Genomic DNA, 11995 nt, shown 5'->3' with positions numbered 1-11995 from the left:
GCAAGCAGAAAAGGTGACTGAGGCGTCTCAGCCACGCCCCGTGAATCACCAAATCATCAACCGTAACGGTGTAGGATTGTAAGCATTGCAAGGATTATTGAGCTGTGGGCAATTAGAAATTAACACTTTTACGTCCATATCAGCTCGCAAATCGACATATTTACCAGGACCTGAGAGTCCGTCAGCAAAATTCAGGTCGCCATTTTCAGACACGGGCACATTCATGAAGAAGTTTATATTACTTGTGAGATCGCGTTTCCCTAAATGGCAGTTACAATTAACTACAGCATGCAAAAAACTATCACGACAGCTATGCATGAATTTTTTATCCAAAGAATATCTTACCGTGTTACTTTCTGCAGAACAGGCGCCACCAATGGTATCATGACGACCACAAGTGTCATCAACAATAGTCATGAGTAAATTACCTTCAATGGAAAGTAAGCGACTGCCGGTGGTTAGATATATGTTGCGCTGGGCAATAATAGTGTCCGTTGCACTGTAGCGATCCTGCTGATCGTTGGCGTTGTAGATGAGGGTATCTGCTGATTGGTTACCTTCCAAATCTACAATACGTAAGGTTTGTCCGGCACGGACATCATGTATCCATGATTCCCCCGCATCGAGAACAAAGTCGAACAACACATTACAACTCTCTATTTCAACAGTATTTTTACTCATATTATTAACCACCCCTATCTAAAAATCAATTCAGTATTATAAAAACCTCTTCCATTCTCAGGGCATAAATTACGGCATAAATCATAAGGTCCAGCCGACGAACATTTAAGCGAAGTAAGTGCAAATGGATTAGGTGAATAGCGAGGTGATGGATCAAGGACATGCTGTGAAGATGCGAGAACTACCAGCACGTTCATTTCAAATCTAAGCTCAACAAAGTCTCCTGACTTACTGTTATCCGACACAAATGAGAGAACACCCTGCTCATTTGCAGTGACCTTGCTAAAAAAATTGACATTTGCGACCAAATCTCGCCTGTCGAGCCCCCATTTTGATAATTCAATAAGCACACTATCCTGAGCATTTCTGTACATATTATTATGTGCTTTTTGATAGTTGAGCGCACCATACTTGGTGGCGATTGTGTCGGTGTTACTCATGCCAGATATGGTATCATGCCAAGTGCAGGAGCTGTCTACTATAGAGCAAAGAATCCTCCCCATGTCGGAGTAGCAAACGTTTCCCTTAGACAGAAAAAATGTATGCTGAGCTTTCAGTGTGTCGGCCATATTATACCGCTCTAATTTATTATCCATATTATAGAAAAGAGCGACAAGATTTCCATTGCCAACAATGTCGGTAACCTTGAGGATTGTATCACGTTTCATAATGAATGAACCATGTGATCCACCAGGGATAGAATCCTCCCATAAAACTTTTACGGACATAATTTTCTCCTTGACCATGTAAACGCCTAAAATAACTTACCAATAAAGCAATAAATATTAAAATATTTTATTTTAATTGCCTTCAATAATAACTAATCCTTAGCTACCTTTTGCAACAGATCATCAGTTGCTCTCATCGTAGTAGTAGCTCTGATTCGTGATAGTATTTGCTCTTTAAATTCAAAAAATGAGACGTCATTTTTCTTGACCATTCCAGCTTCGTCGCGATTTACTGATTCAGTCGTAAACGTGGTATCGACACGTCCGGGATTCGCACTCAAAACAATTATACGATCACCCAGAACAATGGCCTCTTCAACATCATGCGTTACAAATATTACTGTTGTTTTTTCTACCTTAAAAAGGTGGTTAACTACCTTGTGCATGGTTTCTCGTGTTTGCGCATCTAGCGCGCCAAACGGCTCATCCATCAGCAGAACTTTCGGGCTGGAAACCAGAGCTCTTGCTATATTGGCGCGTTGCTGCATGCCGCCACTCAGTTGGTTTGGATACAATTCTACTGATTGATCCAATCCCATTAACGTGACTAACGCGTTGCTTCTGTATACTGCGCGGGAAACTTGTTCATCTCGCGCATTCAGGCTAATACGCAATCTTCTAGAAAAAATTATATTGTCCCACACAGTCATCCATGGAAATAAAGTCGACTGCTGGAAAACGACACCTCTATCAGCCCCTGGTCCCTTTACCAAATCTCGGTCAACTGTTATTGAACCTGCAGTTGGCTGGTCTAGTCCAGAAATTAGGCGTAACAGGGTGGATTTGCCACAGCCAGATGCACCAACAATCATCACCTTTTCCCCGGGATTGATATTTAAATTAATATTATCCAGGGCTGGCCAGGTAGATATTTTTTTGTCTTTTCTAATCCTGAAGGACTTACATATTCCTTTGATTTCTACTCTACCAGTACTTATCATTTGTAGCTCCACGCAAAAAATATGCGATGCATTATTCTGAATGATAAATCAAATAACAGACCTAGAAACCCTATTATTATTATTCCAACAAATATTTTTGGCGTGTCCATGAAACGCTGTGCCTGCATAATGGCAAAGCCCAGCCCCCTATCTGCTGCCACCATTTCTGCAATCACCAAGTAAGTCCATGCCCAACCCATGTTTACCCGCAAAATATTAAATATATCAGGCGCCGCACCCCTAAATATGACATAGCTCAAAATTTCTCCTTTCTTGGCACCCATAGTATAGGCAGCCTCAAGATATTTTTGAGGAACATTCCTTACAGCATCCGCTACCATAACAATGATCTGAAAAAATACACCAATGAAAATAATTGATACTTTTGCGGATTCACCAATTCCAATCCAAAGTAAGACCAATGGAATAAAGGCTGATGCAGGCATATAACGAACAAAATCATTTATAGGCTGTAGTAACGCTTCAACAATTTTAAACGTACCGATATATATTCCAATTGGAACGCCGACTACCGCTGCCAGAAGAAAACCTGAAACAACCTGATAAACACTTACATAGGTATCTTCCCAGAGATTGCTGACTGCCCATCGCTCAAAAGATTTAAATACGCGCTCTGGTGAAGGCAAAAAAAGTGCACTGAAAATATGAGTGCCAGATAATATTTGCCAGAAAGCTAGCGGAATCACGAATCCTGCTACTGAGAGTATCACATAAACCCAACGCGGGATCGTATCTCTTATATTAGTTAATGCCATCATAGACTGATCTCACTTTTATGGAAGTGGAGCTGTGAGCGTGGAATTCAGAACTAAACGCTCACAACTTCATCTGGCCGATGGGTAACTATTCTGTTACTTTCCTTCAGCCTTTTTAATAAATTCAGGATCAAGAAAATTACTTGGGTTAGGCTCGGCAGAAATCGCGCCAACTTTTTTTAAAAATACAGACGTATCCTTCGTGCTGTTGTAGAGAGAGGTGCTCTTATTTTTCTCTGCAGGATCCATTGCTTCCATATTCAGTTTTGGACCAAACAATCGCGTCCCGGATAACGCAGTCAAATATACAGCTGGAGATAATTCGACATGTGGTGCCATAATAGCTGCTGCCTGTTTTGGGTGTTCCTTGATGAATTTTACTGTAGCAAACCATGCCTTTGATAGGTTTACGAATTGCTGGGGATATGCTTTTAGGACACTTTCACGCGCAGCCACTACGTCCGGTATAACACCGGGCGCACTGGCGCTTGAAAATAGTGCGTGTCCGAGTTTTTTATTTTCAATTCGTTGTATCCATGGATTCCACACTCCCGCAGCCTCTACCCGTCCTGCCATTAATGCAGCAGCGGCATTGCCAGTAGACATGTTTACAAAGTGTATAGAGGTTGTGGGGATATTATTTTTTGTTAGTGCATATTCATCAAGATACTGTTCAATTGAATCCATTCTAACTGCAATCGTCTTGCCTTCTAATTGCTTGAACGTAGTAATGGAGTTGCTTACCATCAACGCATCATTTCCATGTGAATTATCGGTCACCAAAACAACCTTTATGGGAACGCCTTTGTCTACCGGAGCCAAGGTATCAATTAAGGCTTGGCAATTTGCATCTATTTTACCAGCTGACAGCGCTTCCACGGAGGTCATGTAACTGGTAAACCATACCAGCTTAAAATTTGCATGGTATTTTTTTAAATATCCGTTATGTTCTGCTACATACCATGCCACCCAACCTGGCCAGTTGCTTAAACCTAGTGTTATAGGTGCAGCTTCGGCATTTGCTGTCAGTATAAAAGGGGCCAACATAAGAGTTCCTGTCAACAATAATGTTTTCAACTTTTTCATGATCGTTTCTCCAAAAAAAATGGGAGATAGCAGCTATAGCTGTTATCTCCCGGGTTTTTATCCCTCCGTGTACCCTGTGCGCCAGGGTGGAAACTCTCGGTCCGAACACCTTTACAGGCTGGAACCCTAGAATCCTACTACAAATTAAGCACTATTCGTACCACCATCAAGGAATTTGCAACTTTCTGATGTTAAATGGGTTGATGCCTAGTGTAGAATTTTTTTCTGGCTTCACATTGCTATAATGGTGCATAGATCGCATAAGTGCACCAAAATAGTGCGATCATTTATCGGAAGGCCTCCCGTATGCCGTGTGCCCTTGGGTGAAATTAGGTACTCCTTCCCGCCCTCCTTAATTCAAGAATAAGATTCCGCTAGCAAATTCTGGACGTCCGGTCGCTGCAAAGCGACCCTTCGCAAGGATATAAGCAATATTCCCAAAACCCGCTTATCGAGCCTCAACTCTTGGGCATATGCGCCTCACGCATTAAGGAGAGCAGTTCATCACTAGAAGGCAATGTTGCGCCTTCTCCGCCGTCGGTGAGCACACCTTCGGCCAAGGCACGTTTTTCATGGTGAAGGGCGATGATTTTTTCTTCCAGCGTCCCTTGTGTAACCAGACGATAGACGGTCACAGGGCGATGCTGACCAATGCGATGCGCACGGCCAGCAGCCTGATCTTCGGCGGCGGGGTTCCACCAAGGGTCGGCTATGATCACATAATCGGCTGCTGTGAGGTTGAGCCCAAAACCACCCGCTTTGAGGCTGATCAGAAAGAGATGGCCTTCACCCGCCTGAAATGCTGCGACGCGGCGGTCGCGCTCTGCAACTGGCGTACCGCCATCCAGATATTGATACGCAATATTTGCATCATCCAATGGCGCCCGCAACAAGGTCAGAAAATCGACGAATTGGCTGAATACCAGCGTCTTGTGACCATTCTCCGCGAGTTCCGCGGCTAGTTCCGCGAATGCTTTGACTTTGCCCCCAACGATGCCGAGATCCGGACTCACGAGGCGCGGATCACAAGCGGCCCTGCGCAGGCGGGTCAGTTGGGCCAGGATGTGGAATTGCGCCTGGCTCTCTCCGCTTTGCAGGACGTTTTCGGATTCGGCAAGGGCTTGACGGCGCAGCGCTTCATAGTGCGCGGCCTCTTCGGGATCTGGAGTCAGGGTCAGGGTCATTTCGGTACGTGGTGGAAGGTCCTGCAACACCTGACTTTTGGTACGTCGGAGAATGAAGGGGGCGACCAGTCGGCACAATAATCGTTGAGCATCGCGGTTGCGGTCCCGTTCGATGGGTACCGCGAAGCGCTCATTGAAACGGGACAGCGGTCCCAGAAGACCGGGATTGCAGAAGCGCAGGATAGACCAGAGTTCTGTCAGGCGATTCTCCACCGGCGTTCCGGAAAGGGCCAGACGAAAATCCGCCTGCAAATCAAAGAGAGCCAGGGAGCGTTTGGTTGTGGCGTTCTTGATGGCCTGTGCCTCGTCCACGACCACGCTGTACCAGCGGCGTGCGGCAAATTGCGTCTGTGCCTGTTGCAGCAGGGTATAGGAAACGATAATCACATCTCGGGGACCGGCCGTTTCAAGGATCGTACTGCGATCCCCTGCACCATAGACCATGACATGGAGACTGGGAGCGAAGCGCTCCAGTTCTGCGCGCCAGTTACCGCAGACTGAGGTGGGTGCCACCACCAGTGCGGGACCGCTGGACGCTCGGGCGAGGAGTACGGCAATGGCCTGCAAGGTCTTTCCCAACCCCATGTCGTCGGCCAGGCAAGCACCGAAGCCGGCCTCGGCCAGACGCATCGCCCAGAGATACCCTTCTTCCTGATAGGGGCGCAGGGTGGCCTGCAGATCAGTGGGGAGTTCCGACTGAAGGCCTTGTGCCGCCTGCAACTGTTTTATCCGGTCCCGAAAGCCTCCATCCATTTCTGCTGACGTGCCTGCCAGGAGATCGTCGAGCCAGGATGTCGCCAGAGGCGGTACGCGTAGCCCGCCTTTTTTTTCGGGTTCCGCGACTGCCGCGAGATCATTCAGTCGCTCTCGCAACTCACGGGTCAAGGCCGCATAAATCCCATCTCCCATAGGGATGAAACGACTATTGCCCTGTGCCGCCTCCATGAGAGTTTTGAGATCCAGCACCAGTCCCTCATCCAGCGTGACCGTACCCTTTACCGAAAACCAGTCCTGACTGCTCCCCACCGCCACCTTCAGATGGGGCACATCGATCGTTTGCACGCGAACCGGTTTTCCCCGAGGCCAATCAATGGCTGCGACCGCCTCCAGGTGTGGTAAACGCTCGACCAGATTCAGCGCTTCTTCGGGGTCGTCCACCACCCATTCACAAACGATATCCGCGCGTCCTGGTGGTGGTAGGAAAGGCAGGGCATCCAACACGGCGTTGAGATAATCTTTTTCTAATCCGAGTTGGCGGCGGGTACCCACTGTCTCACCCTTCATCGCCGCCATCACCTGATGGTGTCCATGTCCGGGCATGAAGCGAGGACCTTCCGCGCCCAAAGGAGCCACCACCAGACGCAGCATCAACCCGTCACCTACTGGAGAGAGTTCTGCGCGCAGTTGCGGCTCGGCGGGGATCTCCCGCGCCGCTTGGGCATGGTCTGACTGGACCTGAAAGTGGCTGACCAATACCTGGAGAGTCTGTTGCAGCTCGGGTTGCGCATCTGCCGGCAGGATGAGCCGGTCGGCAATTAGCTGCGCGGCCCGGCGCTGGGCGGGCGTCAGCCGGATCACCCGGAGCCGTTGTGGTGAATCGCGCAATACCGTAATCAGGCGCAAGGCATCCCACTCACGTTTTTCGTCGCTGCTGAGCCCGTACCCATGGGCGGCCTCATTGCCGTCCATCTGCAGCATGGGCTCTACCCGCATCACATAGCGATCGCCTTCCCTGGACACGGTGATTTCCGGGGTGCCTTCCACCACGTCTACCAGAATGTCGGGGTTCTCCTGGAGAATAACCCCCGGGTGGCGAATGAGGGCAATGAGGGCTGCAGCACGATCCAACCAAAAAGACCGGGCGAAGTGAGGGTTCTTGCGGATGGCACGGATCACTTGTGCATCCCAGGGCGCCAATCGTTCATTACCCGCGATTTTCGCCAGGGAAATCGCTTTGGGTTTGCCCCAGCCGCGTTGGCCTCGTTTCTGTTCCAGAGGCTCGATGGTCTCGACGGTACCTTGTGGCCCCAAGTGAACGAACCAGAGCAGGCGGGTTTCATGGGCATCCGGCGTCAGCGCGATATCGGTGGCCAAGGATTGCAGGGAAGTCAGCACATTCCGCCAGGACTCCTGTCCTCCGGTTACGAAAAAAGAGATGCCTGGATCCTCGTTGCGGAAAGCCTTCTCGGCTGCCGCAAGTTGCGCATCGAGCCAGGTAAAACCGCAGTCCTGAAAAGCCTTACGGGCATTGGTCACCGCTGTGGCGTGATCGGAATCGGGTGTGAAATGTGCCGTGGGAGCGCGCAGTTCCGGGCGCAGCCAAGCGCGCAGAATAGCGCGCTCGAAGTGAACCCAGGGGTGCTGGATTCTGGCGAAGGCCTGAAACGCGTCGGGCTCCAGGGTCGCGTCTCCCAATCGCACATTGACGGCATGCACCCAGATTCCCCAGAAGTCATGGGCCGATGGCGTGCGCGATCCGGCCTCGCCCAGGCAGAATTTGCGGGCGAGATCCAGGTGTTTGGGGGTTTGCTGAGCCAGCAAAGACAAGGGATATATCCAGGTCAGGCTGTAGGGTAAAAGTCGCGTACGTATGCCCATGGCTTTGCGCAGTATTTTGAAAGCCGCTTCCATTTCGGCCTGCGCCGGGGCCCATTGGCCCTGCTGTATGCGTATCCCCGCTCGCAGCACATCGGCCGCAGCATCTTTTTCTATTGGCTTGAGCACATCTACCATTTGGCTGAATTCGCCTCGATGGAGCAGCACTTCGGCCAATTGCAATCGTAGTGGTCCTGGGATGACCTCTCGTCCGGTCTTCACCTGTTCCATGGTCCAGTGGAAGAAAGGCAAGTGTTCGGGATCTACTCTTTGACACAGATTACTCAAGGCGCCCGTAGCCATTCGCCAGCGCCATTCCGGAGTGACCCGGTCCATCAGTACGGGGTCGAAGGCCTCCATGCACGCCGCATAAAAAATGGTGCCCCAGTCATTACGTCCGGAGATCTCTTTCTGCATGGCCTCCAGATCGCTGATCGGTGCCCCGGAAAAGACCGCCAGACGCAGTATGGCGATGGTGTCTGCATCCTCCCAAAGCGGCCAACCGTAATGGCTGCGGCTTGGGTCATAGTTCGCACTGCGATGGAGGGTGCTGCGTAACTCGACAATCGGATGTCGCGTCAAAAGCTCCCGATAAACTTGAACGCGTATCTTGTCATGCAGTTGGGCGTAGCCTTGGCGCCGGGAATGCTCTACGAGCAGGCCAGCGCGTCGGAGCTGCTCCCACGCATCCTTGACGGCCATCTGCGTAAAGGCTTTGCCGGCGTGATTTTTTAAGCCCCACTTCTGGATCAGTTCGTATACGGCTGTTCGGGGGCGCGAGGTCCAGAGCAATACCATGGCATCTGCTACAGTTCGTGTATCGGCATCAAGAGAATGGAGATCTTTCGGGATCAAGGCCAACGGTAGGGTATCCTTGGAAATCAATATGGCTGAAGCATACCAAAATCTGCTGTAGATGGCTGACGCGTTTATAATGCCTTCATGGGCAACAGTGCCGGAAGCAGCGCATTCGGACGGAACAATAGCCCTGCATGGTATGGTAAAAAACGCTTGATCAAAAGGTTGAGCGAGTTTCTGCTGTTAGCAAGCGTAAGAATTGCTTATACTGAACTGGCTAGTCACGCCAGAAGTCTGGAAGGGGGTCTGCCATGAATACTCAGTGGCCTTTACAGGAGGCGCGCAATCATTTGAGCGATGTCGTGAAGCGTGCCCGCAATGATGGTCCGCAAACCATTACCTTACATGGTGAGCCCGCGGTTGTAGTGCTCTCCGTAGAACAGTTTCGGACGTTGACACGGCCGAACCAGACGTTATCCGAATTCCTCGCGAACTCTCCACTGCGAGGGCTCGATCTGGAAGTCGAACGAGATCATCACGATGTGGGGCGCGACGTCAGCCTGTGAGATACCTCCTGGATACCTGCGTTCTGTCAGAGTTGGTCAAAAAGCATCCTGATCCTCGGGTCGTAACATGGGTAGACGCACGGGAGGCTGTGGGGTTTCTTAGTGTGCTCACACTGGGAGAGCTCCAAAAAGGCGTTGCCAAACTTGTTGACGGCGATAAGCGATCAATGCTGCAGGATTGGATAGACGTTGATCTGCGAGGTCGTTTTGTCGGACGTATTCTTCCTGTTAACGAGCATATCGCCAGTGCATGGGGAGGTATAACAGGTGCCGCAGAACAACGCGGAGAGAAGTTGCCAGCGATAGATAGCTTGCTGGCAGCCACGGCGCTGGTTCACCATCTCACAGTGGCCACGCGGAATATTGTTGATTTACAGCGATGCCAAGTTCCGGTGGTCGATCCCTGGGATCAAACATAGAGCGGCAATTGGGTTGTTTCAAGCAAATTAATGCTGGGGGCACTTATTCGTGTATGAATGAAGCACAAGTGGTGCGGAATTCGTGGTCTGCCGTTCTCAATGGCGGAAAGAGACTGTTTGCGGTCATTCGGTTGCCCATATGCCAGTTAGTGCTCAGGAACCGATCACATAATTGAGTGACGTGGCTCACTGAATTGCACAATGATTCCTTCATAAGGATATGAAGGCGGTGGAAACCACCATGACAACGGTACGACAGGTTGGACAATTGGCAACTGCGAGGAAAATAAGCCTTACCTTTTTGCTTCAAAATAACCCTCATTCGGCAGGCGGAGAATTCAGCAAAATTTGGCCGTTTGTCCAGACGGGGACGGCGGCCACCAGGCAAATTGTCTGGTGTGACGACACAATTAAATCGCGCCACATTCCCATTACACAGGAATGTTTGGGTAATGGGTAGATGGTTATCGTTAGGGTTTCTCGACACCAACTTCCGTGGCCTTAACCACCGCGAGGGCTAAATCCCCGACCTTAAATTCTAAATGATCGAGGCTATGCGTAGTGATTATTGAAGCCACGGTACCCGCTGCCGTTTCTATCTCTATTTCGGAGACAACTTCCCCCCTGATGATATTAACGATTTTTCCTTTCAGGTGATTGCGTAGGCTGGTTTTCATGAGAGTTTTCCTTAGTGGACATTGGGATGTTTGAGAGCGTGGGTAAAGTTTAGCACATCACATCATAGCTACACGCGCCTCACACAGCGATACTAGATGAGGCGCGCGGCAGAAAATTCCAAGTCGCTCTTTCTTTGCTCAGAACTTATACGTCAGCATCACCCGGTTATAGACGAAGGCGTTTTTCCCGTTGCCCGGATAGAGATTGACGCCTCCGTTGGCCACCTCGAACTGATCTCGTACCGCCAAGCCTTGCAAGAACCCTTTGGGGAAATAGGTCACGCTAACGTGAGTCCAGTTGCTGTTCCCGGTAAAATAGGTGTTGAACTGGGAAAAACCAGTCGCGAGATGGATCCGCCGATGCCAGAGCCAATAAGCCGCACGCAGACGCCAGCCATGACCAGGCCCTACGCCCACCAAACCTTGAATCATGGCATCCACGTACAAGGGGTCCGCCGTGTACCCGATGGTATAGGGAGAAACGATCGCCCCGTCACCCACGGCACCCGGATGCAGATTCGTCGCGTCATAGGCCCAGAAGACACTGCCTTTGGGAAATTTCAGGCCCGCCTTCACGCCGTAAGCCGTGCTGTTGACCGTTTCCCCGGGCTGGTTGAACAGTTGGGTACCGGTTTGGGCGAAGGCGTTATTGCTTCCCCATTCCCGCACGAACTGGACGGCCACAAAGGGATTGAAACCGGTCCCGGTATGCAGCATATATTGCCCAGCACCGTAGAACATGTTGGCGAAATGATAAAAGTCGTAGTACCAGGATTGCATTTTGGCGCCATTCAAGGCGTATTTCACACCAAATGCCAGCGCGCCGTTCGCGGCTGGTATCGTGCTGGGAAGATTATTAGGACCCGCATAGAGCGCGTCCCCATTGTAGTTCGTCGGATAATAGAGGTTGTCCCGGTAAAAGTTGTTCGAGGTGCGGCCTTTCCAGCGAAAAACTCGGAGTCCCACGAGGTTCAGGTGCGCGATGGGGCTGACTTTGGCGTAGACCCCCTGGTAGGTGACGGGAATCACTCGGCCACCGACACGGTTGAGCCAGGGGGTGTTGATCAGTTGATCGCCCACACGCACCGTTAGCCAGGGCTGGCTGTACTGCAGATAGGCCTGCCCTAGGGTGTTAATGGATGAACCAATACCCATCAGGGTTTTATCAATGCGCGCGGGATCGCTGCTCTGCGTGCCAAGGGAATTGGCCGTATAAAAACTCACGCCCACACGAAATCCCGTCAAAAACGGTGCTGTGATGACATTCAAGCGACCTGCGAGGGAGTAGGCGCTGGCGTTGGGCGTGTCCGGTGTGCCATAGAGGCGGCTGAAATAATAGGAACGGATTTGGCCATCGATGTGGCTTTTCTGAAAAAACTGGGTGAGGGTTTCTGCCTGAGCAGGAATGCTGGTGGCTAGCAGGGTCGTGGCGGCCACGAACCCAAGGGGAAGTGCTCTCTTTCTCATGGTAGTTTTCCTTGATAACGATTTGTATCGAGATATTTCATGGAATATGACGCAAGGCATTAAAATGAGGTCCGTCT

The 11995-nt window shown here is 50.5% G+C and carries 10 protein-coding genes and 1 riboswitch; of the genes, 2 read left to right on the top strand and 8 right to left on the bottom strand.

Features of this window, described 5'->3' with window-relative positions:
• Positions 1-45 precede the first annotated feature (45 nt).
• The 6 genes from PJU76_RS09420 to PJU76_RS09395 all read right to left on the bottom strand — a co-directional run bounded on the left by PJU76_RS09420 (position 46) and on the right by PJU76_RS09395 (position 8789).
• Entirely contained in the window at positions 46-681 is a 636-nt protein-coding gene (locus tag PJU76_RS09420; protein WP_271779321.1) for an urea amidolyase associated protein UAAP2, read from the bottom strand.
• Positions 682-695: 14 nt separating this feature from the next.
• The gene (locus PJU76_RS09415; protein ID WP_271779320.1) at positions 696-1409 is read right to left on the bottom strand and encodes an urea amidolyase associated protein UAAP1; all 714 of its coding nucleotides are present in this window, start codon (positions 1407-1409) and stop codon (positions 696-698) included.
• Between the two features lie 92 nt (positions 1410-1501).
• The gene (locus PJU76_RS09410; protein WP_198659867.1) at positions 1502-2350 is read right to left on the bottom strand and encodes an ABC transporter ATP-binding protein; all 849 of its coding nucleotides are present in this window, start codon (positions 2348-2350) and stop codon (positions 1502-1504) included.
• A complete protein-coding gene (locus PJU76_RS09405; protein ID WP_198659868.1) occupies positions 2347-3129 on the bottom strand; it encodes an ABC transporter permease in 783 nt (260 codons plus the stop codon). The genes PJU76_RS09410 and PJU76_RS09405 overlap by 4 nt, the downstream gene beginning before the upstream one ends.
• A gap of 93 nt (positions 3130-3222) precedes the next feature.
• Entirely contained in the window at positions 3223-4212 is a 990-nt protein-coding gene (locus tag PJU76_RS09400) for an ABC transporter substrate-binding protein (RefSeq protein ID WP_065412746.1), read from the bottom strand.
• 44 nt (positions 4213-4256) lie between these two features.
• A riboswitch (guanidine-I (ykkC/yxkD leader) is annotated at positions 4257-4353 on the bottom strand.
• Between the two features lie 317 nt (positions 4354-4670).
• Positions 4671-8789: a DEAD/DEAH box helicase gene (locus PJU76_RS09395; RefSeq protein WP_271779319.1), complete on the bottom strand. Its 4119-nt coding sequence runs from the start codon at positions 8787-8789 to the stop codon at positions 4671-4673.
• Positions 8790-9100: 311 nt separating this feature from the next.
• Here PJU76_RS09395 and PJU76_RS09390 point away from each other — a divergent pair, with 311 nt between their 5' ends.
• On the top strand, positions 9101-9355 hold the full coding sequence (locus tag PJU76_RS09390; protein ID WP_271779318.1) for a type II toxin-antitoxin system Phd/YefM family antitoxin: 255 nt from the start codon (positions 9101-9103) through the stop codon (positions 9353-9355).
• Positions 9352-9774 carry a type II toxin-antitoxin system VapC family toxin gene (locus PJU76_RS09385; RefSeq protein ID WP_271779317.1) on the top strand — a complete coding sequence of 141 codons (423 nt, stop codon included), beginning with the start codon at positions 9352-9354 and terminating at the stop codon, positions 9772-9774. The genes PJU76_RS09390 and PJU76_RS09385 overlap by 4 nt, the downstream gene beginning before the upstream one ends.
• Before the next feature lie 470 nt (positions 9775-10244).
• On the opposite strand, the gene PJU76_RS09380 is transcribed toward PJU76_RS09385, so the two are convergent.
• Together PJU76_RS09380 and PJU76_RS09375 are read right to left on the bottom strand one after the other, a co-directional pair.
• Positions 10245-10451: a TOBE domain-containing protein gene (locus PJU76_RS09380; RefSeq protein WP_271779316.1), complete on the bottom strand. Its 207-nt coding sequence runs from the start codon at positions 10449-10451 to the stop codon at positions 10245-10247.
• A 138-nt stretch (positions 10452-10589) separates the two neighbouring features.
• Positions 10590-11918 (bottom strand): OprD family porin, encoded by a 1329-nt coding sequence (locus tag PJU76_RS09375; protein ID WP_271779315.1) that lies wholly within the window; start codon positions 11916-11918, stop codon positions 10590-10592.
• Between the last annotated feature and the right edge of the window lie 77 nt (positions 11919-11995).

This window comes from Acidithiobacillus ferriphilus, from assembly GCF_028215975.1.
In the GTDB taxonomy this organism is placed as follows: domain Bacteria; phylum Pseudomonadota; class Gammaproteobacteria; order Acidithiobacillales; family Acidithiobacillaceae; genus Acidithiobacillus; species Acidithiobacillus ferriphilus.
This window is presented reverse-complemented; position numbering and strand designations above follow the sequence as displayed.